This window comes from Enterobacter sp. 6722112 (assembly GCF_058661685.1).
This window is the reverse complement of record NZ_JBZWGR010000007.1, coordinates 2605886-2628530: the sequence shown is the minus strand read 5'-3', so window position 1 is coordinate 2628530 and position 22645 is coordinate 2605886. Positions and strand designations below refer to the sequence as shown.

The following is a 22645-nucleotide window of genomic DNA, read 5'->3' as shown; positions in this document are numbered from 1 at the left end:
GGAAGAAAGAAATGGGGCAATTTTTCGCTTACGTGGCGGTTATCACCGTAAAGGAGAATAACTATGTCGCATAACGCAACTCCAAACACCTCTCGCGTGGAATTACGTAAAACGCTTACGTTGATTCCGGTTGTTATGATGGGCCTTGCCTATATGCAACCGATGACGCTGTTCGATACATTCGGTATCGTATCAGGCCTTACTGACGGTCACGTTGCAACGGCGTACGCCTTTGCGCTGGTCGCCATCCTCTTTACAGCGCTGAGCTACGGTAAACTGGTTCGCCGTTTCCCGTCCGCAGGCTCTGCGTACACCTATGCTCAGAAATCCATTAGCCCGGCGGTTGGCTTTATGGTGGGCTGGTCATCACTGCTGGACTACCTGTTCATGCCGATGATCAACATTCTGCTGGCAAAAATTTACTTCGAAGCGCTGGTGCCTTCCGTGCCGTCGTGGATCTTCGTTGTGGCGCTGGTGGCCTTTATGACCATCTCTAATCTGCGCAGCATCAAGACCGTGGCTAACTTCAACACCCTGATTGTGATCCTTCAGATGGGGATTGTTGCGGTTATCGTTGGGCTGATCATCTACGGCGTTTCCCACGGTGAAGGCGCAGGTACGCTGACCAGCACCCGTCCGTTCTGGTCTGAAGGCGCTCACGTAGTGCCGATGATCACCGGTGCAACTATCCTGTGCTTCTCGTTCCTGGGCTTCGACGGTATCTCTTCTCTGTCTGAAGAGACCAAAGACGCTGAGCGCGTGATCCCGAAAGCGATTTTCCTGACCGCGCTGATTGGCGGCCTGATCTTCATTGGTGCGTCTTACTTCTTACAGCTGTACTTCCCGGATATCTCTCGCTTTAAAGATCCGGATGCATCACAGCCTGAAATTATGCTGTACGTGGCGGGTAAAACCTTCCAGTGGGGCGTGCTGATCTTCTCCAGCGTCACCGTACTGGCTTCCGGTATGGCTGCGCACGCGGGCGTTTCTCGTCTGATGTACGTGATGGGCCGTGACGGTGTGTTCCCAACCCGCTTCTTCGGTTACGTGCATCCTAAATGGCGTACCCCGGCGTGGAACGTGCTGCTGGTGGGCGCTATTGCCCTGCTGGCGATTAAATTCGACCTGGTAACGGCCACGGCGCTGATTAACTTTGGTGCGCTGGTGGCGTTCACCTTCGTTAACCTCTCCGTGATTTCGCAGTTCTGGATCCGTGAGAAGCGCAACAAGACGCTGAAGGACCACATCAACTATCTGGTGCTGCCAGTGTGTGGTGCCCTGACGGTGGGCGCCCTGTGGATCAACCTGGAAGAGAGCTCAATGGTTCTGGGTCTGATCTGGGGTGCAATCGGTCTGATTTACCTGGCTTGCGTGACCAGAAGCTTCCGCAACCCGGTTCCTCAGTACGAAGACGTCGCGTAAGACTGTGTCGGGTGGCGGCTTTGCTCAACCCGACCTACAGTTTCGTAGGCCGGGTAAGCGTTAGCGCCACCCGGCAAAAAAAAGCCGGAGACATCGCCTCCGGCTTTTTTGTACCCGCTACTCAGACAATTTCTTGCGCATACTGGAACAGCGCTTTCAGCAGCGCCTGCTTCTCAGCATTCCCTTCATACTGACCGTAAAGCATCTCCAGCTCCTGGGCGTAGCTATTAAGAAACTCCGGCGTAAACACGTTGCGCCGATGCTGTAACCAGCGTTCCTGCTCTGCTTCATCCAGCGTGCCGGGATAGTTGCGCGCGCGATAATTAAACATCAGCTTCTCAATGCGCTTATCTGCGAAGGTGATATCCAGCGCGGGCAGGTTACGCGGGTCGGTTTGCAGCACGATATTCATCGCCGCGCGATCGGCGTCGCTGAAGAAGCCGTTATAAAGCTGCGCATCCACATTCTCAGACGGCACGAACGGCTCTGCTTCGGCAAAAATGGCGACGACTTTCTCGCGCACCTGCGGGTTGTCGCGCAGCACTTTCAGGTTATCGAGGCAGTGCTGACGGTTAATCCCCAGCCGGTCGGCGTCTTCCGGGCGCAGCGTGTTGGCCTGCGCCAGCACCGGGCACTTATTGATGTGCACCAGTTTTACCGGTACGGCTGGCAGGTCACCCAGCGCCTCTTTCGGCGTATAGAGCCGTTCACGTAAGGTGTCGCTGTCGAGCTCAAGCAGCGGGGAGATATCTCCGGCGAGATCCACCATGATGACGGCGTTACGGTTGTCCGGATGCCAGGCAAGCGGCGCCACCCAGCTTGTATTCCCGCGCCACGCACCGAACATCCCTGAAATATGCACCAGCGGTTTCATCTGCGGCACGTCAATTAGCGTCATCAGCTTTTGCTTGCTGCGATGGCTCAACAGATACTCAAACAGGCGCGGCTGCGCGGTTTTTACAAGTTTCGCCATAGCGATGGTCGCGTAAACGTCTGCCATCGCGTCGTGGGCGTTGCTGTGCTCAATGCCGTTGGCCCGCGTCAGGTGCTCGAGCCTGAAGCTCGGCAAGCCGTCGTCGTTCTCCGGCCAGTTAATCCCCTCCGGGCGCAGCGCATAGCAGGCGCGCATGATATCCAGCAAATCCCAGCGTGAATTACGGTTCTGCCAGCTCCAGGCATACGGATCGTAGAAGTTGCGGTAGAAGATATTGCGCGTCACTTCATCGTCAAAACGGATGTTGTTATAACCCACCACGCAGGTATTGGGCACCGTGAACAGGTCGTGGATGCGACGGGCAAATTCTGCTTCGCTAACGCCTTTATCCCGCGCTTCCTGAGGCGTGATGCCCGTCACCATCACCGCGCCCGGCTGCGGCAGATAGTCATCGGCGGGCTTACAGTAAAACACCTCGGGTTCGCCGATGACGTTAAATTCGTCATCGGTACGGATAGCCGCAAACTGCGCCGGTCGGTCCAGCGCCGGATGGGTGCCAAAGGTTTCGTAATCGTGGAACAAAAAAGTCGGGCGCGCGGCAGAGTCAGACACCAGTAATCTCATCCTGTTAAAAATTGACGTCTCTATGGTAAACGATTGGGGTGAGCAGTCCGAATAAAAAGCACCGTCAGGCAAGAAATTTGCGAGATTTGTTCCGAAAAAATCTGCGTGCTGTCACATTTTTTTGCAATTAAGGCAGGTAACGACATCAGAACTCCCGTAAAAAGGTCATCGATTTTTACTGACCTGAGGATATACCGTTGAAACGCCGTCTGTTTATTGCTGTTTCTTTACTCGCTTCGAGTATTTCTTCCGCGCTGGCTGCCGAGCCGCTGGATTTTTCACCTCAGCCGCCTGCCATCCAGGCTGGCTCCTGGGTATTGATGGATTACACCACGGGTCAAATCTTAACGGCGGGCAACGAACATCAGCAGCGTAATCCGGCGAGCCTGACCAAACTGATGACGGGGTACGTTGTCGATCGCGCCATTGATAGCCACCGCATCAGCCCCGATGACATTGTGACGGTCGGACGTGACGCCTGGGCAAAAGGCAATCCGGTCTTTGACGGTTCGTCGCTGATGTTTCTGAAGGAGGGCGATCGGGTTTCCGTGCGCGATCTCAGCCGCGGCCTGATTGTTGATTCCGGCAATGACGCCTGCGTGGCGCTGGCGGATCACGTGGCGGGCGGTCAGCCGCAGTTCGTCAGGATGATGAATGACTACGTTGAAAAGCTGAACCTGCGCGATACCCACTTCGAAACCGTACACGGGCTGGATGCACCGGGCCAGCACAGCTCCGCTTACGATCTCGCCGTGCTTTCCCGGGCCATCATTCACGGCGAGCCTGAGTTCTATCACATGTACAGCGAAAAGAGCCTGACCTGGAACGGCATCACCCAGCAGAACCGCAACGGCCTGCTGTGGGATAAGACCATGAACGTGGATGGCCTGAAAACGGGTCACACCTCGGGCGCGGGCTTTAACCTGATTGCCTCCGCGGTGGACGGTCAGCGTCGACTGATTGCGGTGGTGATGGGGGCAGACAGCCCGAAAGGACGTGAAGATCAGGCGCGCAAGCTGCTGCACTGGGGACAGCAAAATTTTGATACGGTGCAGATCCTGCATAACGGTAAAAAAGTGGGAACCGAGCGCATCTGGTACGGCGATAAAGAGCAGATCGCGCTGGGCACGGATCAGGACTTCTGGCTGGCATTACCCAAATCGGAAGTGCCGAACATCAAGGCGAAATACGTGATGGATAAAAAAGAGCTGGAAGCGCCGATCGCCGCGCATCAGCGGGTAGGGGAGATCCAGCTGTACGATCGTGACAAGGTGGTAGCGCACTGGCCATTGGTTACGCTGGAAAGCGTTGAAAAGGGCGGCCTTTTCTCCCGTATTGGCGATTATCTGCATCATAAACTCTGACCTTTTTGGGCAGACTGGCAGTGTTGCGAGTCTGCTCACATAATAAACACTCCTGGTTTGCCGATAATCTCGATTCTGCTTTACAGTGTATATATATACAGTAATAAACGGAGGCAGCATGGACTACAGCATCAGGCAGCAACAGAAACGTACGATCGCTGGCTTTCATCTCGTGGGGCCGTGGGAAAAGACGGTCAAGCAGGGATTTGAACAGCTGGTCATGTGGGTAGACGGGCGTCATATTCAGCCGCAGGAGTGGGTGGCCGTTTATTATGACAATCCGGATGACGTGCCGGCAGAAAAGCTCCGCTGCGTAACCGCCGTAACGGTAACGGACGATTTCACTATCCCTGAGAACAGCGAAGGGGTGATGATGACCGAAATTGCTGCCGGAGAGTATGCTATTGCCGCCGCGCGCGTCGAAAATCATGATTTCGCCACTCCATGGTATCAGTTCTTCAACTCCCTGCTGGAAGACAACAAATTCCAGATCGCGGCAAAACCCTGCTTCGAACGTTATCTTAACGATGGCAATGCTGACGGCTACTGGGATATTGAGATGTTTGTACCGGTAGAGCACAAAGTGGGATAATCCTGCGGAATGCAGGGTTTTTCAGCCGGGCGCGATCCACCCGGCTGAAAACACAGTACAATTGTGGTTTGCCGTAGAGCTGGAGACGGGTGTGCGCCCCGACAAGTCATTAACCCCTTTTGAAATTCGGTTATACAAACATTATCGCGTGGTGCACGGTTGCCGCATTGCGCTGGCGTTTGTGTTGACCTTCGTACTGGTTCGTCTGCTGGATATCCCGGAAGGGACGTGGCCGCTGATCACGCTGGTGGTGGTGATGGGACCGATCTCATTCTGGGGGAACGTGGTCCCGCGCGCTTTCGAACGCATAGGCGGCACCGTTTTAGGCTCAGCGCTTGGGCTTATCGCCCTGAAGCTGGAGCTGATTTCGTTTCCGGTCATGTTGCTGTGGTGCGCGGTGGCGATGTTTCTTTGTGGATGGCTGGCCCTCGGCAAGAAACCGTATCAGGCGCTGCTGATTGGCATTACGCTCGCGGTTGTGGTCGGCGCACCGGCGGGCGATATGACCACCGCATTGTGGCGAAGCGGGGATGTAATCCTCGGCTCGTTGCTCGCCATGCTGTTTACCGGCATCTGGCCGCAGCGCGCCTTCCTGCACTGGCGCATTCAGATGGCAAACTACGTCACGGCATTTAACCGGGTCTACCAGGCCGGGTTTTCGCCGAATCTGATTGAGCGCCCGCGTCTGGAAAAGCACCTGCAAAAAATCCTCAATGATGTGGTCAAAATGCGCGGGTTGATTACCCCGGCAAGCAAAGAAACCCATATCCAGAAAGCCATTTTTGAAGCTATTCAGACGGTCAGCCGTAATCTGGTCTGTATGCTTGAACTGCAAATCAATGCCCACTGGGCCTCACGCCCCAGCCATCTTCTGATGCTCAACGCGCATACGCTGAAAGAGACGCAGCAGATGACGCAACAAACCCTGCTGACCATCGCCCATGCGCTCTACGAAGGTAACCCACAGCCGATACGGGCGAACAGCGAGCGGCTGAACGAAATCGTCGCCGAGCTCAAACAGCTGATGAATGAGCGCCAGGGCGACAATGTGGCGGAAACGCCCATCCATGGTTATGTCTGGCTGAGTATGGAGCTGGCGCGACAGCTGGAGTTGTTATCGCAGCTGATTTGCCGGGCACTGCGCAAATAAAAAGCGTATGTGATGCCTGCTGCTTCGATTCAGCAACAATTAGGGTTATGATGGTTTTAAACGATATACTCATTGTCATTCGCAGCCGCTGTCTGTTAAAACGGTTGCTTTAACGAATCCGAATCTCACATTATCAGGGGTGTAAAAATGGAAACTACCAAGCCTTCGTTCCAGGATGTTCTGGAGTTCGTCCGCCTGTTCCGCCGCAAAAACAAGCTACAGCGCGAAATCCAGGACGTAGAGAAGAAGATCCGTGACAACCAGAAACGTGTCCTGCTGCTGGACAACCTGAGCGACTACATCAAGCCTGGCATGAGCGTTGAAGCTATTCAGGGCATCATCGCCAGCATGAAGAGCGATTATGAAGATCGCGTTGATGACTACATCATCAAAAACGCTGAGCTGTCCAAAGAGCGTCGCGACATCTCCAAGAAGCTGAAAGTGATGGGCGAAATCAAAAACGTCGACGCTAAAGGCGAGTAATCGCACACTCTGTTGCCCGGTAGCGCTGCGCTTACCGGGCCTACAGGACTGTTATCACGTAGGTCGGGTAAGGTGAAGCCGCCACCCGATAATTTCACGAACGCAAAAAAGCAAAAAGCCTGCTCTAAAAGCAGGCTTTTTAAATTTGGCTCCTCTGACTGGACTCGAACTTCATCTACATCTCCTGTTATTACTGCCTTTGTTAAATATAGCCATATTTTTACCAACATATTTACCATCATTATTGTTTTCTTGTTGTAAAAATGTCAATTAAAAACAATTGGTTGTTGTCATAATCATCTGACTATACGTATCTAAATTTGCTTTCATTATCAACATGATGTTGTCGTTGTTTTTGTTAAAATAAATGATGAAAAACAATTGGTTATTTTTTATTAAATAAATCACGTTTAGTCAAGGTGAAAGCACTGACCTCCAAGGTCACTTACTGTGCTCACACCATTTTGAAAACCCGCTCCTCTTTTCCACTTTCTCTATCATGTTGAATGGGCTAACGTTTAGGAAACACAAAAGCAATCGGTAGAACAATGACTACACAAAAGGAAATGGAAGAAATCAGGGCAGCGTTATCTTGGTTTGATGTACGCCGATATGATGGCCTGAAAGACCTCACCTTAGAACAAATCTATGCAGAGCTTGAAAGACGGATGTTGGCTTACAAAACAAGACAACAATGGGAAACAGCAGGCAAAGATAATCAAATGCAAGCGATATACCATGATGCCACAATCCGATGTGGTGATGTGATACTTAAATCAGACTGGATTTCAGACAATCACAGACTGTCGCATAGCTATGCTGTAAGACCAATGACCAGAGTTCAATTGTTCAACTATGGGCGGGCTATGTATCGGCTGGAGACTTCAGAGCAAACAGATCCTGTTGCAGTGAGTTCGGACTACATCTCTGAGTATCTGAAACAAGGAGGCATGAACCCTGCTAACAAGATGCTGATTGAAATTGACTTGGAAGAAGCCAGCAGTGACGATCTCGCAGAACATCTGAAAGTACTGATTGCTCTATGGCAAAAGCACCTGAAAACGCCTAAACCCCCGAAACGAAAATTTAGGTTTGGTCATAAGACCTTTGAAAGAATACTTGATTACAAAGTCATCCCTTTGATGGATTTGATCTCATGGGAACAGCTCTACAACGAAGGTAAGAACATACCTTTCACCATTTTAGCTGACATCCTGCATGGTAATAATGGGGTCAGAAGTAGTGAGAACATCAAAGATACTGATTATGATTACGCGAAAAGTTATCTTGATAACGATGAGTACTTCAAGGTTTTAAATGATTTTTACATTAAAAACAATATGTTGAAGGATTGGGATATCGTTGATGTGATAACACTTAACGATAAATCCTCGGATAAAAACAAAAAGTAAACACAAGGGATGTTCACAACCTGCGAACATCCCTAAAAAGCGTATCCCTCCAAAAATTTCCGCGAAACTCACGGTTGGTGAACATCCCTAGTTTAGAACCAGCCAAAATCCTAGAATTATCTCCATCGAACAACATACTAAAAAACGAAATATCCAAGATATTACGTAAAAAAAACAGGAGATAAATATGATTCAAAACAAAACAGATAAACATCCGAAACTGATTCGTTTACCGGAAGTAAAAAGAAGAACCGGGTTTGGTAAAACGTGGATATATACCTTAATAAGAGCGGGTAAATTTCCTAAGCAAGTAAAAACCGGATTGCGCTCTATAGCATTTATTGAAAGTGAGATTGATGAATGGATTTACAAAATCATTTCTGATTCTCGCAATCACATCTAAAAAAGTTTATTAAATAATGAGGGGTTAAGATGAAAAGTAAAAACGTACTGCCTTGTGTGGTGACTGTTACGAATGATGAGACAGAAGTATTTATGGAAATGGCAATAAATAACTTTAGAAAACATCTTCAGGTCATGATTGATTGTATGGGAAATGATTATGAGCGTCATTTTAAAGACCGACTTTATATTGAAGAAGTGATTGGAAAAGTGATCGAACGAACAAAGCAAGAGTTTGCTGAATCAATGAAAGATAATAAAGGGAAAGAATATCATCTGTTCTTGGATGAGGTGAGAAGGAATCTGAGAGTTATTTACTCTGCGTATCGTACTAACTATAAATGAGAGAGGATAATATGAACGAAAAATGTTTAGGCTGGAATGAAATACCCGTTAAAATATCCGCAAGTAATGCTGAGACAGCAAACTTTGCTACTGATGTTGTAAATACCTATAACGAGTTAATACATTACTTATACTTTAATCTAAGTGATGATGCATTTCTGAAAAAAATGAAGGATGGATTTTACAGGGAGATATTCATAATGGATATTATTAATCTCACGCTACAGGAATGGTTTGAAAGTGCTGAAGAGATAAAGATTAAACACATATCAGTTCCAGAGGTTAAAACTATACTAAGTAGTTATCATGAGTTTTTGATTAAATGTTTTAGTGGAGATGATTATGTTCTTTATTACAAAAGAATAGAAATCAGCGCAAATAAACAGTCTGTAATATAAATCAAGAGGTAGAGACATGAGTGAAAAACTGATAAAAGAATCTCAAAAAGTATTTATGCATATGGCAGGTTTGTTTTATGAAATGAAAATAAATACGCTTAAGGAAGTCCGACTCGATGAAGCAGAGATGTTAATGGAGGATGATGCATTCATGGAAGGTATTTTTAAGGATTGTATTAAGAATGCGAGCGCATCTTTTAAAAAGGTAGTCAGGTGGGAGTACTTTGAACAAGGACATTCAGTAAAAATGGTTGATAAGGAGGTGGTGTTGATAACATTACGTGTTAATCACAAACGAAGATAAAAACGTTATTTAATAAATCATTTTCAGCCTCATTCATAGGGCGAAAAAAATAAAAAACAAACAAATATCATTTAATAGTGAGGCGTAACCATGAGTAAAGTTTTTGAAATTAAAAATGTATCTACAGAAACGTTTTATAATATTGCAGAGCGTTCGTTTGAGGCTAGTTGGAAAGTTATGCAGGATATGGCCTCTGATAATGTCTCATACTTGGTATATGATGCGGATTTTATGTGTGTTTTCATCGGCAATGTTATTGAGCATATCAGTAAAAATTTTTACATCATTATCCAATGTGAATGTCTGGAAGGAAAGCTTGAAGAAGTAAACTTTGAAGAGGTAGCGGAACGTCTGGTCCGGCATTCATGGGAGTTTTGTAAATAATATCAAAATAAAAATAGATTAAGAAATCATGGGCAGAGTTGTTATCTACTCACTGATTTAGATTATGTAGCCCCGTAATGGGGCTGTACATCGATTACAAGAGGAATATGATATGAATGATGTGGTATTATACGAAAAAAATGAATCAATGTTTTTTGCCATTTGCACGGTCTTATCATTATATTGCGATTTCATATACGAAATTGCATATGGATTTCATAATGAAGCGGTAATGATCATTGAAAATGAAAAGTGTGTGGGACAGGCACTTGAAATACAAATAAACAATCTGTTCGATGATTTCGATTACTACAAAAAAGTGAATGGAACAGGAAAAGAAAAACGGGAAGATATAGATGAAAAAGAACTCTTTAACAAAGTAATGGCAGCACATAACCAAGGAGTAAAAGCGCTAATCATGAAGAATCTTGAGGCCAATCTTCGAGAGAAAGAGGAAGGTTCTGAATATTGGAAGTTAAAAATATTTAATAGGTTTAATGGGATATAGAAGTCAATGTAGGCTTCTATATATTCAGATAAAGAAAGTAGTCATGATCTTTATCTCATCGGAGAAAGTGTTTTTCATGGCTGGATATTTAAAAAATTATTTTATTTTGTTTTTCATTATTTTTTCGACTTCTTTTTTTTGTGATGTAGATAAATTCCTTTTAATCTCTTTCATTTTGTTTTTAAAATTAAGATTATCTTTTTCATCATGCAAGAACTTCATTTTATTATATGCTTCGTCACTGAAAGGATGTAAGTTATCATCTATTTTTTCATCTAAGTAAGAAGAAAGGAAGCATCTATCAAAATAATTTTTTCTAAGCGCATCGTAAATTTTAGCACTATCAATAATTGTTTCATCTTCTGGTTCTTTTTTTATATGGTCTGTCATGTTGACTCCTCTTATTTTTGAGTGAATTGTGTATATATTTTATTTTAAGGGATTGGTTCAAAGTGTCAAATTTAAATGTTCTTTCAAAATAACGTTCAATGGTATTTTGAAGCTTTCAATGCTGAATTATATAAGAATGTTTTTACATGTTTATTTGAAAAATAGCTATCAACTTAAGTACCGGGATTCGGGACTTTAACTCCCGGAAGTCGGTACTTTTTTTAGCTATAACTGGCCTGAGAGCATTTTTTTCTTCATTATTCAGTTAGTGAAGATGAGAACAACTAATCATAGATGCTTTAGGAGGCAGTTTTACTTTTTATGGCATTAGTTTCCTCTCTTGCATTTATATCTAAGCTTAGCGATTGTTTGGAATAATCACTAAGCGCTGCTGCTGGAAATATAGTTTTATTATACGTTTAAGATCAAATATCATAGGTTGTAAATAACATGCTATATTTCAAGATGTGATCATTATCAATTATCATAAGGAAATGATCTATAACGAAACTAGATAATTTAAATTTACCATTTAAGTTATACGCTAAAACGGAATAATTGATTCAGTATTAGGGCATAGCCGTGTGTAAGTAGTAGATGGAATTTTCAGGAAGAATGTTTTAAAAATACATGCTCATATTATTTTAGCAGTATAAATAAATGTGATTATTGTAACCATGATGAAATAAAAAAATAATAACCCTATTATAAACAGAGATTGACTTTCTACAAATCGAATAATACCATGATAACTATTTATGTTATTATGATATTAGTTAAAAATGGAAAGGATATGAATAAAAAACTTAATATGCTATATGTCAACAACATTAACGCATTAAATAATTACCGTGAGAAACATTCAGATAATAACTTACATGGCCCCCTCCTTTTAGAGCTAAAAAATTATTTTCATCAGCATAATAAATTGATGGTTATAGGACAGGAAACCTATGGATGGTGCAACTCTCCCGATATTAATGAACAGCTTGAAACATATGAGGAGTTCGATTTTGGCGTATCATATTATAGCAGTCCATTCTGGAATATCATAAGGAAAGTAGAGCGAGCGCTTAGTATTGAACCATATGCAATTGCATGGTCAAATCTGAATCGGTTTGATGTTGATTGCGGATCACCAGATTATACCGAGCTAGCTAGAGATATATCATCGTTTGATTATATATTAAAGGAGGAAATTAATATTCTTACTCCTGATATATGTGTTTTCTTCACAAATCATAAATATGATCATCGACTAACGTCTTTATATGAAGATTTAATGTTTGAAAACATAAATGGATTGCCAGAAAAACATTTCGTAAGATTATACCATCCAGACCTCCCAGACCATACGATTAGAGCGCCTCACCCTAAAACAATCAGAATAAAAGGATGGGAAAATGATTTTATAAAATATATAGAGGCTATTAAATGATTATGCAGATGCGATCTTATTAATATGAGTAAACAAAATTGTGTTACTAATTGCATAACAGCAATATAAGTTATTCTATAGTTTATCTAGGCCACGGCGTGTAGGTGGCCTTAAACGAGGAGTATGATTTTTATCATTTATTGTTGAAACAGTCGGCTTAAAACTCATGTTATTATCTGCATTGACTCGTTCGTGCTTAGGACGACTAGGGAAGCGTTTTATCTCTGAAGGTGTAGGCTTATAATCATCTTGGTTAAATTTAGCTACTTTCTCATATTCAGTACGAGAAACATAATGACCTAATACTTCATCAAAGACATAGTTTTCAGCAATACGTTTATCATGTTCCTCATTGATAATATCAACTTTGGTTTTGTTTACTTTAGCCCATACGAGCTTCTGCTTGAAAAAATCTATGACAAGAGTTGTGAAACGTTTAAAAATATTATCCTGACGTGGTGTAGTCTTATGCTTTCTTGCACGGTCAGGGGCGCTTCTGGATGCCCTGTTTGGGTTTTGAGAGGTGGATGTTTTCAGAATAGTATTTGTACCAGAATCAGAAATACTGATTGATGGCGGAATACCAGCCACAACCTTACTGACTTTTGTTTTATCACGGTAAGATTTGACTCCACGCATACGAGTATGAGGAGTTGGTGCTACCAGTAAAGGTTTTTGTTCTTCATTGGTGGAAGAGCTGGATCGCGTTTCTGGTAAAACAATTTCTTCTGGTTCAGCAAGAACAGACACGGTGAAGCTTCTGACATCAACAACAATTTCAAGGTCAAGTTCACAGAATGTTTTGTAGACTTCAACAGCTTCTTGTTTAGCAGCATCACGAACAGCCTGTTCTGCGGCTCTTTGCTCCTGAGCAGTCTTACTACGCCATTTGGCACTGTGGATACGTTTCATCGCAGGGCGATTTGTTTCAGCGGCCTTGGCAAGCCATAACGCTTTTTCTTCATTATCTAAAGCTACTGCTGCATTTTCTAACGCTTCCTCATGCTGGGCCTGAAGAGAACGATGATCAATACGTTCTGATGAACCAGCGGCAGCAAGGTAGCTGTTAGCCATAGATGCCCATGATTCACGCCAAAAAATAGACATTTTTCTGTCGTTCCAGCTTCTTTCCTTTTTGCCAAAACCATCCGGGCCTATGGTTTTTAACGTCAACATAACGTGAGCATGAGGATTATCACTATCGAGATCATGAAAAGCGATGTCAGCAATCATGCCTTTATCAACGAAATTTTTCTGACAATACTCAAGGACAAGTCTTTTCTTGTTGTCATTGTTTAACTCGGCAGGAATAGCAACATCGAAATAACGGGATGTTTGACCATTGTTCTGGCGCTCAACTCTTTCCACTTCATTCCACAATGCTGTAGAGTCTTTTACGATGTGTTCTGGTGCGTTAGCTGGAGCTAATATGAAATGCCCATATAAATCAGTACGGCGACTGTAATCATACGTATCACCTGTTCTTTCATCTGTTATACGTGTACGAGCATGATAGGCAGCCTTCGCAACGGAAGACCTGCCTTCTGAACGTTTCACAATTTTAAAATCAAGATGAAAAATAGCCATACAATAAAAACAACCTCAATATTAATTTAAATATCAAACCAAAATATAACTCTCCAATGCGACTATGCTGGTTTTAGTTTTTCGCAAGAAAAACTCTGGTGTTGACGTTGACCTTGTTTCCGAAGGAAACGGTGTTAGCCTGCGGCAGGCAACCGTCGGTAGACCCCACACACTGCGTAGCAGTGTATAGGTGGGCATTGCTTTATTTTTATATCTCCTAACGGAGCTAAAAATAACGACAATGTTTAAAGTTTTTCTATACTTAAATAATAACTCTAGTTTTATAGGCTGTGAAATTTACAGGGCTAGAATCGGATGAACGGCTGAGGTATTACACGAATCTTAATGACTATGGTTTTAGAGAGCGCCCGTAAGGGCAAAAGTAGTTAAATTAGTCTCCCACCGTAGGCGGGAAAGATGAAATTTATAAAAATATGATAAAAGATAACTTAGAATAGATTAATGTGTGAAATTCTTGTCAGAAATTAAGAAGTGATTTTAAAATCATGAATGAGAGGAAATAAGTAACGCGATGAGGATTAGACGTTTAAGGTTAGTGTTTGAATATATATGTGTTGTGTATTTACGTGCAGGTGGTGTTGCATTTTTGTGTAGACTCTTGTAAACAAATTTTTTATAAATCCATCATTAACAGTGCGAAGCCCTATTCCGGCGATGTTATTGTTTGTGGCAATCACCAAATGCTGCTTATAGGTGATAATAGATCATGTGCTATTAAAATATTTTTTTTGAGTTTTATTTGACAATCTAAATGCGGTGTTGTAAATAAAATAAAGATACAAAAAAAGCCAACTTCCAAAGTTGACTTTTTAAGGACTAAAAAAGTTTTGCCGACTTTTGAAGCCTTGTAATCAGTTAAACGGAACGTGATTACAAATATAATAAAGTATTAAATAATCTTTTCATATTTGTCAAATCTAAATCTCAACTTTTTATAAGCTTTTCAAATACCATTTCCAAAAACATTTTAGTCTTCAAAAGCAATAACGTTAAACCTGTGTATCAGGTCTAAGAATCTTTGGACATCATGTGTTAAAAACTGTTTTGTTCTTAGGTTATTGTAGGTGGCATATAAACGGGGGGAAGTCGGTAGCCACCAACTTGAAGCGTTCATCTAAAATCTATAAAGCGGTAGTATAATTTTCTTTAGTAAAACGAGAAAATGCTTTAAATGATCATGATGTATCCGTAGGAGTCCGATGGGGTGTCCCAGTAATGGAAACGTGCTGGAACTCAATAGCTACGGTGAGAATCGCCAACCTGCGAACCTAAAAAAATATTACAATAGTATTTTTTACGGGGGGTTAGGGGGGTGAAGCTTGCAGAAAAACTAAGTTTTCCTGACGGAAAACTACTACGACTGAAAGTCGCTACCTAAAACCCAGAACCTAATCTAATAAAATTCTAGTACTACTAGTACAAAAAAATAATTTAAAAAATCAGTAGGTAGGTGATGTTTCATTAAGTAACTAATGGAAAGTACGTAGGTTCATAAACTAAATATAGTGCATGGATTAATTTGAGTATTTTGGTTTTTAATTGTATTAATTAAGAAATATAAATAAAAAGGTAATGATATGGAAAGTAAAACAAAAAAATTAAGAATGGGATGGATACAAAATCTTACTGAGAATGAAAAAAAGATAATAGATGATTTTCTGGAAGAAGCCGCTAAGTTAAAAGGTAAAGCACTAAATAAAAAAGAAAAACAGACTGTCAAATTTATTGCTCGTGATCAAGTCCGCTCGATTAGAAAAGAGCAAAAATCAAAAAAACAAAAGAAGAGTAAAGTTGATATGGAAAAAAAAGAAGATGAAACAATTAATACCATATCAAATAATGCGGATGAGCAAGGAAGATTAAAGATACTATCAGCTAACGAAAGAGATTTTATCAATAATGCCATATATGAAGAAATGAAAATTAAAGGTAGAAAGCTTGTAAAATGTGAAATGAAAGAAGTTTTAAAAATCGCTCGAAAAAAGATCCTCAACAATCGTATATCTTGTCAGATCAAAAAAGAAAGAGACAAAGAACGTCATGCAGTAGTGTTTGAGTGGAAAAGACCAGAAACCTTCCGTCGTTAATCGGATATAATAATAGTGAGAAATATATGAATAAAACTAAAACTAAAACTAAAAACTTGAAGGAAAGTGAGTTTATAAGACATATAGAAAACAATCCTGTTGTCTCAACGGCTCTATGCGAGAAATATGGAATCTCTACTGAAACTATTGCCTATGCTTTATATGTTCATAGCAATAACTTCTTTCTTAAAAACGACTACGTTCAGGATGACATTCACTATGATATAGTTAAAAACAATTTAATAATAATGAAACCCACGCTTAGACAATATTATAGAAGAACAAGGCAAGTAGATTATAACGGTTATACTTTTTTATCAGGAATTAAAGAATATCAAGACTATTGTATTTTGTTGACGCTTTGCTGCTACCACTGGATAGCTGATGTATTTACTGTCTATGATCATAGTGAACAAAGTCAATTTATCGTTGATATTGCCAATGATCTCCTGAAAAGGAGTGTAGATCATTTTTCAGTAGAACATGAAAATGTTATCAACTGCTTTAACATTTTAAAAGAAAAGTTCCCATCGTATAAAAAGAAATAATAATCCAATTTTTCAAATATCCTCATTGACTAACAATTTTATAAGAAATATATATGTATCATGGAACTATAAGAGGATAGAAAATGAGTGATATTTCAGATAAAGAACAAACCAGAAAGAAACCACGAATAAAAAAGACACTGGAACAGCAATTAGCATCTGCTCAGATGCGTTTAAATCGTTTACAACATAAGTCTAAGAAAGAGTCTAAACAGATAGAAACACGCCAGAAAATAATTTTAGGTGCGGAAGTTGCCAAGGCTCTTGATTGTGATGTTTTTACAGTGGATAAGGATCTTGTTTTAGGTATGCTACTAGAGATACCTCACCTACAGCCAGATGATAAAGAAAGATTTAAAAGAAGCGGAATGTTATTTCTGGCGAGTATGAAAGGAAGGAAGACTTAACATAACATTAAAACCGCTTAAAGCTTGTTTTGATATGGGTGAATTGATGAGCAAGTCCCAGAGGGTGCGGTTGCTGAATTTTAGGCAAGAATGTGATATATTAATGATGAGGTGTTTATGAAAAAAGGCTTGGGTTTTACCTTAATTGAGATTGTTTTGGCTATAGCCATTTCTACAGTGTTTTTAACTTCAATTTTTATGACCTATAAAAAAGCAGACATGAATAAAAGATTAACTGAGGAGTTGCGAAATACTCAAGGTGTTATGAATGAAATAGAATCTATTTACACGGGGTTTTATAATATACCGGGCAGAACTAATGGGCAGCACTTGCAAGTTTTTCGATCTTTAAAAAATAATAAACCTTATAGCTATTACGATAGCTCTAACAAGGGAGAAAAATTGGTTTTTTATTTTGATAGCAGCAATTCGATTTATTATAAGAACAGTCTGGGAGGCCAGACATACATTACGTACTATGGAGGGGGCTATAATGGGAACCATTCTTTAAATCACTGCCTGAGAATCACATCGAAAGAATACCCGCTAGATAGAATATCTAAAGCATATGAAACAACTGGTTATTATGTCAAAGAATTTAGAAGCAATTCTGGCTTTATGGAGGGGTTATGGATATGTTTCTGAATATCAATCTATATTCATGGTTAAGTAAAATTATAAAGAAAGTGGAGTTATAAAATAAAGATAGGTCCTTCATTGTTAGAACCTGTTCCGATGCTCGGTATTGAGGGTAAAGGCTTAAGTCTCATGATCTCGTTCGAAATGAATGATAATTTAGTCACGGAGATAAATTTTTTGCCAGATACTGATTTTGTTGATATAAAAGGATTTAGAACATAAGAGAAAATAAATATCGAAGATGTTCTTGATTAGCATTTAAAAAATGAAGCCCTCCTGATAGAGGGGATTAAAACCCTAAGGTTAGATCAGGATTCTTATAAGCTGACTATATTATTTTCACTTTTACTCCTGCGACACTAAGAATTTCGGAAGCATATCCGAATGCTCCATAAAATGTCAACGCAAGGAATGCTAATGCTGTTAATATGAGCCAGAACTCCACGTCACCATTTTTGATGAATTTATAAAATGAGTACAGAAAGAAAATAAAAAACAATGCCAAGCCAGAAATACACATTATCAGATAGAAACACGCCAGAAAATAATTTTAGGTGCGGAAGTTGCCAAGGCTCTTGATTGTGATGTTTTTACAGTGGATAAGGATCTTGTTTTAGGTATGCTACTAGAGATACCTCACCTACATCCAGATGATAAAGAAAGATTTAAAAGAAGCGGAATGTTATTTCTGGCTAGTATGAAAGGCCGAAAAACTTAATGAAATATAGAAGTCATTGCATAAATATAAAATGTTTTATGAAATTTAACTGTCATTGAATTAAATTTGACATTATTTCATATTAATTGTATTTTATTTTTATCATCACAGATGAATAACTCCATATTCAAATCTTGTAAGCTGTGGTGGTATTTAATAAAGTCATGGGGGTATCCTCCCGATAAAGAGACCGTGTTCACTCGCGGTCTTTTTATTTTCTGTTAAGTAATCCGCTTATCGGCTACTTTGTATATAATATTGTTTAAGTGGTTGCGTTTATTTTTAAATTTATTATTTTCTTTATATCATTTTATTAAACAATGGAGATATAAAAGAAATGAAAAAAACAGTATTAATTAAAAACATAAAAAGTAAAAAAGGTTTCTCACTTTTAGAACTATTACTTGTTCTTGGTATTATCGCAGCGTTAGTGGTAGCAGCATTTATCGTTTATCCAAAAGTACAAGCGTCTCAACGTGCACAGGCTGAAAGTAATAATATAGCAACAATACAGGCTGGTGTAAAAGCACTCTATACATCAGCATCCAGTTTTACCGGATTAACAAACTCTGTGGCTGTTCAGGCGAAAATATTCCCGGATAATATGTTGAGCGGTTCAGGTTCTTCTGCAACACCTATCAATGCATTCAAAGGAAATGTTGTCGTGGCATCAGCCGATACAGGGCCTTCCGCAGCAACAGGCTCTTCATTTACTATCACGTATTCAAATGTGCCAGCAGCAGAATGTACCAAGATTATCACTGCAGCCGCAGGGAATTTCTATACAGCAGGTGTAGGAACTGCAGGTAATGTCAAAGCCGCAGGTGAAGTATTAGATGTTGCTAAAACTGCAACACAATGTGAAAGCGGTGGGAATAGCAACACATTAATTTTCACGTCCATATAATTGATATATGAAAATAGCTATCATGTTTAAATAATATGATGGCTATTATATAAGAAATATAATTAAGGTGTGAAATGAATAAGCATAATAAAGAAGGGTTCTCTCTGTTAGAGTTATTGCTGGTTTTAGTATCGACGTAACATATGTTCCATCTGCTGACTGTCAGAAAATTATATCTAATGTGTATACTTCATTTCAAGCTGTTAGCGGTACTACCGTGTACCAAGCACATATAAAGTTTGGCAATAGGCAAATTGGATTTGATCGTTCTGTAATTGCCGAAGCATGTAACAAGACAGAAAATGTAACCATTCAATTTTATACTTTATAAAAATAGTTTGAATCTAAATCATTAAAATCATATGTATCTTCATGCGTTTATTGATTTTTATTATTTGATACTTTTAACTTATTATGCTGAAATTTGATTTCCATAGTAAATGGGTAATTTACTGTTTTTTATTACATATCAATGTTTAATATTACATCCAGTAAAATATACTTTCGAATATTTACTTCATGAATTGTCTGATATGCTTCATATATGGGATATGTACCCTACCCAATGTGTAGTTCCCTTAACGGTAAAAGAAAGGGCCTTTTGGCCCTTTTCTCTTTTATTTGCCACTTAAAACTTCATTTATATTTGTAGCACGCATATATCTCGCAGGATTACTCATCTGATCTTTGAGTGAGATAAAGTGAGCATTACCACAAGTAATTTTCGCATCTTCTTCATTACCAAGACCAACGTGTTTACTTTTTGTCTCAACAACAAAGTAAATATGGTCTTCACCATTGTCTTCAATAACCAAAGCCCAGTCAGGATTGTAAGTTCCTAATGGTGTCGGGATTTTAAACCAGCCGGGAAGCTTCACATAAAGCTTAACTTCATCCTGTTCTTCGAGTTCTTGAGCGAAACGACTTTCGACTTCAGAATCTTTAGGAACATATTCGTAAACTGACTTAGACGAGGTTTCGAAAAGATTGCGGGCATATCCTGTTAGCTCCTTATCCATAAAGAGACTTTGCGCATACACCTCTCCTTTTAGTGGATAATATTTAATACCATCAACAATAGACAAGCGCTTGCAGTAGTTTATTCTGGTGATAGCTTCACTAATAAACTGCTGTGGATTTTTAGCAAAATCAGCGAGTCTTCCACTCTCTTTAAGGATGGTGCATAAACTGCGTCTTGTCAGGCCCGTTTTTTCCTGTAGAACACCAAGAACATCTGGCAGTGGCTGTTCTTCAACATCAATAACAGAGCTTGTCGTTCCATTTGACTGAGCTTCAACACCAAGACCTGACTGGCTTTGTTTTATTGTGGCTTTACTGAAACTGACCATTGCTTTTGCTACAGGCTGCATTTCAGAAAGTGATTTCGTACAGGATTTAATCAATAAATCTTCATCAAATGCCAGACGATACAATGTTTTTTGACTAATGCGCTGCCATAATGCTTCAAATTCCGGGCTGTTTAAGACCTCTTTCCGGTATTTGATTACTTTACGCTCATCAGCATTATTTATATTGAGTCGTCCTGCTGATTTACGCAGGATAGATTCAATTTGCTCCTGAAGGGTAAGGAACTTTTCGCTAACAGTAAAAGTGCCATCGAAAAGAGTCTCTTTCAGTGTTTTGGTGATTTTCCCGGTTTTTTCCAGATAACCTTCAGCATGTAGTTCAGACCATATCTCCTGTGAAGCGATGATACCTACAACTTGTGAGGAATCAGAGCATATCAGATGGGCAAACGCATCTTTTTCGACGATGCCAAAACGGATGCCTGTTTCGTTCTCAATTTCAGACTGTAAGCGCTCGGCGTAGGCTTGATAATTTTCACTGGCAACTACAGTCAGAATGTTAATGCTGTCATCCCGGACACGTTCACCCTCTTGGTTAACACACAGGCGAAGCCCACGGCCTAATGTCTGACGGCGTTCTCGTTCACTTCCCATCTCTCGAAGGCTACAGATCTGGAATACATTGGGGTTATCCCAGCCTTCTTTCAAAGCAGAGTGTGAAAAAATAAACCTCACTGGATTCGAGAAACTCAAAAGCTTCTCTTTATTTTTCATGATGAGGTTATAACCACGTTCAGCATTTTCACGGCCTGTATTATTGCTTTCGCTTGTTTCAGCCCACGCACCTTTTTTATCAATGGAGAAATAACCATCATGAACGTCTTTAGCATGTTCTGGATGAGAAGGGAGTAAATCTTTATATGCAGGGCTTTTGATGGCTTTAAGGTATTCTTCCTCAAAGATACGGGCATATTCTCCCGGCTCACGTTGTCCTTCTTCAGTGAACTGACGGTAGAAATCAACCTTATCGATGAAAAACAGGGTAAGAACCTTGATTTGCTGAGTATTCAGGCGAAGTTCTTTATCCAGATGTTCACGGATTGTACGTCTGATCATATGACGCTGGATGAGCATAGGGTCAATATCCCCCACGACATCACCGACTTTCATATAGTAGGTATCAGAAGGTGTTTCCAGTGTAAGATAACCCTCTTTGCCAGTTCGGATCTCGCTTATCCGGTAACCCTGATAAATATCACGTCCTGTTTCGTCATCGAGTGTCATACCGTCATATACGGTAATCTCTGAACGATTTACGTTCCCTTTTTTATCGGCTATATCAACAAGAACAGTACCACTGATAACATTTTTCTTACTATTAATACTGACCAGTTTCACATAAGGGCTGTTGCTTGCATTCTGGACTTCAAGCCCGGCAACCTCGATCTGTTTGACCAGTTTTTGGTTGTAAGCATCAATGGCATCAAGGCGGTACACCATATGATGTTTATGCACATGCGTTGCTGAATAGCGTAAGGTGAACATAGGGTGCATAGCATCAAGTGCGGTTTTACCCGCACCGTTCAAGCCACCATCAACACTTTGCGGTTCATCGACAATAATAATTGGACGTGTAGCACGGATTAAATCAATGGGCTTATCCAGATCGTCCACAGTTGTTTTTTCACTGGACTGATAGAGCTTGTTAACATCTTTTTTGTTAATCGCACCCACAGTCATTACCATGATCTGCATAACAGAACTGGTTGCAAAATTTCGAACATCCGCAGGTTTTGCCGAATCATACAGATAGTATTCGTATGGAACTCCCGCATACAGGCTTTTGAAATGTTCTTCAGTTATTTGTAGTGTTTTATAAACGCCTTCCTTGATAGCAACGGAAGGAACAACAATAATAAATTTACTCATGCCATAGCGTTTATTCAGCTCCAGCATGGTGCGAAGATAAACATACGTTTTACCTGTCCCTGTTTCCATTTCGACAGTAAAATCATGGCTGTCGAGCACAGGTGAAGGTGGAAGCTGGTTTTTTAACTGAACATTGTTCAGATTTTTAAGCAGTACATCATCTTCGGGTATTTGTGGGTTAACAGGCATTGAACCTGTTGCGCCTTCAAATGAGAGTGCACCCTGAGCTGGGGCCAGCACAGTCATTTCGCTTTCCCATTTCTCTTGCCCTTCAAACAAATCACAGACCGAAGTTATGGCGTTTTGCTGATAGGTAAGGTCAGATTCAAAATGTAGTTTCATCTC

23 protein-coding genes and 1 pseudogene are annotated in these 22645 nt (G+C 41.0%); 20 read left to right on the top strand and 4 right to left on the bottom strand.

Going from position 1 to position 22645, the window contains the following annotated elements; translation table 11 throughout:
• The first annotated feature begins 11 nt into the window (after positions 1–11).
• Positions 12–74, top strand: coding sequence for a membrane protein YoeI (yoeI, locus tag AC4OVU_RS14050; RefSeq protein ID WP_099458931.1), 63 nt, complete (start codon positions 12–14; stop codon positions 72–74).
• Entirely contained in the window at positions 64–1422 is a 1359-nt protein-coding gene (locus tag AC4OVU_RS14045; RefSeq protein WP_006811203.1) for an APC family permease, read from the top strand. Before yoeI ends, AC4OVU_RS14045 begins: the two co-directional genes overlap by 11 nt.
• A gap of 121 nt (positions 1423–1543) precedes the next feature.
• On the opposite strand, the gene sbcB is transcribed toward AC4OVU_RS14045, so the two are convergent.
• Positions 1544–2980 carry an exodeoxyribonuclease I gene (gene sbcB, locus AC4OVU_RS14040; protein ID WP_015572402.1) on the bottom strand — a complete coding sequence of 479 codons (1437 nt, stop codon included), beginning with the start codon at positions 2978–2980 and terminating at the stop codon, positions 1544–1546.
• A 191-nt stretch (positions 2981–3171) separates the two neighbouring features.
• Here sbcB and dacD point away from each other — a divergent pair, with 191 nt between their 5' ends.
• The 11 genes from dacD (at position 3172) to AC4OVU_RS13985 (ending at position 10322) form a co-directional block, all read left to right on the top strand.
• Positions 3172–4344 carry a serine-type D-Ala-D-Ala carboxypeptidase DacD gene (gene dacD, locus AC4OVU_RS14035; protein ID WP_060460480.1) on the top strand — a complete coding sequence of 391 codons (1173 nt, stop codon included), beginning with the start codon at positions 3172–3174 and terminating at the stop codon, positions 4342–4344.
• 118 nt (positions 4345–4462) lie between these two features.
• Positions 4463–4936: a DNA gyrase inhibitor SbmC gene (gene sbmC / locus AC4OVU_RS14030; RefSeq protein ID WP_017383302.1), complete on the top strand. Its 474-nt coding sequence runs from the start codon at positions 4463–4465 to the stop codon at positions 4934–4936.
• Positions 4937–5027: 91 nt separating this feature from the next.
• Positions 5028–6086, top strand: coding sequence for an FUSC family protein (locus AC4OVU_RS14025; RefSeq protein ID WP_017693112.1), 1059 nt, complete (start codon positions 5028–5030; stop codon positions 6084–6086).
• Positions 6087–6233: 147 nt separating this feature from the next.
• Complete coding sequence (locus tag AC4OVU_RS14020) at positions 6234–6569, top strand: DUF496 family protein (protein ID WP_000450410.1); 336 nt, start codon at positions 6234–6236, stop codon at positions 6567–6569.
• 548 nt (positions 6570–7117) lie between these two features.
• Positions 7118–7981: a DUF6387 family protein gene (locus tag AC4OVU_RS14015; RefSeq protein ID WP_032278482.1), complete on the top strand. Its 864-nt coding sequence runs from the start codon at positions 7118–7120 to the stop codon at positions 7979–7981.
• 187 nt (positions 7982–8168) lie between these two features.
• Positions 8169–8384 carry a helix-turn-helix transcriptional regulator gene (locus AC4OVU_RS14010; RefSeq protein WP_262816703.1) on the top strand — a complete coding sequence of 72 codons (216 nt, stop codon included), beginning with the start codon at positions 8169–8171 and terminating at the stop codon, positions 8382–8384.
• A 29-nt stretch (positions 8385–8413) separates the two neighbouring features.
• A complete protein-coding gene (locus tag AC4OVU_RS14005; protein WP_491928718.1) occupies positions 8414–8728 on the top strand; it encodes a hypothetical protein in 315 nt (104 codons plus the stop codon).
• Between the two features lie 11 nt (positions 8729–8739).
• Positions 8740–9126, top strand: coding sequence for a hypothetical protein (locus AC4OVU_RS14000; RefSeq protein WP_491928717.1), 387 nt, complete (start codon positions 8740–8742; stop codon positions 9124–9126).
• Positions 9127–9142: 16 nt separating this feature from the next.
• Positions 9143–9430 carry a hypothetical protein gene (locus AC4OVU_RS13995; RefSeq protein WP_491928716.1) on the top strand — a complete coding sequence of 96 codons (288 nt, stop codon included), beginning with the start codon at positions 9143–9145 and terminating at the stop codon, positions 9428–9430.
• Between the two features lie 90 nt (positions 9431–9520).
• Positions 9521–9814, top strand: a complete 294-nt coding sequence (locus tag AC4OVU_RS13990) for a hypothetical protein (protein WP_262816701.1) — start codon at positions 9521–9523, stop codon at positions 9812–9814.
• A 112-nt stretch (positions 9815–9926) separates the two neighbouring features.
• Positions 9927–10322, top strand: coding sequence for a hypothetical protein (locus tag AC4OVU_RS13985; RefSeq protein ID WP_491928715.1), 396 nt, complete (start codon positions 9927–9929; stop codon positions 10320–10322).
• A 96-nt stretch (positions 10323–10418) separates the two neighbouring features.
• Here the strand turns inward: AC4OVU_RS13985 and AC4OVU_RS13980 are convergent, their stop codons facing one another.
• Positions 10419–10712 carry a hypothetical protein gene (locus tag AC4OVU_RS13980; RefSeq protein WP_064179591.1) on the bottom strand — a complete coding sequence of 98 codons (294 nt, stop codon included), beginning with the start codon at positions 10710–10712 and terminating at the stop codon, positions 10419–10421.
• Between the two features lie 793 nt (positions 10713–11505).
• Between AC4OVU_RS13980 and AC4OVU_RS13975 the strand changes: the two genes are divergently transcribed.
• Positions 11506–12150 (top strand): hypothetical protein, encoded by a 645-nt coding sequence (locus AC4OVU_RS13975; RefSeq protein ID WP_491928714.1) that lies wholly within the window; start codon positions 11506–11508, stop codon positions 12148–12150.
• Positions 12151–12225: 75 nt separating this feature from the next.
• On the opposite strand, the gene mobQ is transcribed toward AC4OVU_RS13975, so the two are convergent.
• Positions 12226–13737, bottom strand: coding sequence for a MobQ family relaxase (gene mobQ, locus AC4OVU_RS13970; protein WP_117093281.1), 1512 nt, complete (start codon positions 13735–13737; stop codon positions 12226–12228).
• Positions 13738–15335: 1598 nt separating this feature from the next.
• Between mobQ and AC4OVU_RS13965 the strand changes: the two genes are divergently transcribed.
• The 6 genes and pseudogenes from AC4OVU_RS13965 to AC4OVU_RS13940 all read left to right on the top strand — a co-directional run bounded on the left by AC4OVU_RS13965 (position 15336) and on the right by AC4OVU_RS13940 (position 19064).
• The gene (locus AC4OVU_RS13965; RefSeq protein ID WP_001400543.1) at positions 15336–15845 is read left to right on the top strand and encodes a hypothetical protein; all 510 of its coding nucleotides are present in this window, start codon (positions 15336–15338) and stop codon (positions 15843–15845) included.
• Between the two features lie 26 nt (positions 15846–15871).
• Positions 15872–16393 carry a hypothetical protein gene (locus AC4OVU_RS13960; RefSeq protein WP_071080764.1) on the top strand — a complete coding sequence of 174 codons (522 nt, stop codon included), beginning with the start codon at positions 15872–15874 and terminating at the stop codon, positions 16391–16393.
• 83 nt (positions 16394–16476) lie between these two features.
• Positions 16477–16800, top strand: coding sequence for a conjugal transfer protein TraD (locus AC4OVU_RS13955; protein ID WP_491928713.1), 324 nt, complete (start codon positions 16477–16479; stop codon positions 16798–16800).
• Positions 16801–16917: 117 nt separating this feature from the next.
• Entirely contained in the window at positions 16918–17445 is a 528-nt protein-coding gene (locus AC4OVU_RS13950; protein ID WP_064356895.1) for a type II secretion system protein, read from the top strand.
• A 514-nt stretch (positions 17446–17959) separates the two neighbouring features.
• Positions 17960–18157, top strand: a pseudogene (locus tag AC4OVU_RS13945) (conjugal transfer protein TraD); the annotation flags it as partial.
• 337 nt (positions 18158–18494) lie between these two features.
• Complete coding sequence (locus tag AC4OVU_RS13940) at positions 18495–19064, top strand: type 4 pilus major pilin (protein WP_077270737.1); 570 nt, start codon at positions 18495–18497, stop codon at positions 19062–19064.
• Positions 19065–19681: 617 nt separating this feature from the next.
• On the opposite strand, the gene AC4OVU_RS13935 is transcribed toward AC4OVU_RS13940, so the two are convergent.
• The gene (locus AC4OVU_RS13935) at positions 19682–22642 is read right to left on the bottom strand and encodes a type III restriction-modification system endonuclease (RefSeq protein ID WP_491928712.1); all 2961 of its coding nucleotides are present in this window, start codon (positions 22640–22642) and stop codon (positions 19682–19684) included.
• Positions 22643–22645 lie beyond the last annotated feature (3 nt).